Annotated in this window: 1 protein-coding gene; it reads right to left on the reverse strand. The window is 44.7% G+C overall.

Annotation, left to right across the window (positions count from 1 at the left end):
* Window positions 1-262: helicase-related protein (locus tag SB756_RS31440; protein WP_410913418.1), on the reverse strand; the 262-nt coding region annotated here is incomplete at both ends.

Below are 262 nucleotides of genomic sequence, written 5' to 3' on the forward strand. Positions count from 1 at the left end.
GCCGCGTATTTCTAAATCCCGCTCGGCTATCACAAAGCCATCGTTACTGTCTCTAAGTACACCTAAGCGTTTTTGAGCGGTATGCGAAAGTGGTGCATGGTATAAAAGAACACAATGGGAGGCAATACTCCCTCTTCCCACTCGCCCGCGTAACTGGTGTAATTGTGCTAAACCTAAGCGCTCTGGGTTTTCAATAATGATTAAGCTTGCGTTAGGTACGTCAACACCTACTTCAATTACTGTTGTAGCAACTAAAACATGT

This window comes from Pseudomonas sp. SIMBA_068 (assembly GCF_046534705.1).
GTDB classification, from domain to species: Bacteria; Pseudomonadota; Gammaproteobacteria; order Pseudomonadales; family Pseudomonadaceae; genus Aquipseudomonas; species Aquipseudomonas putida.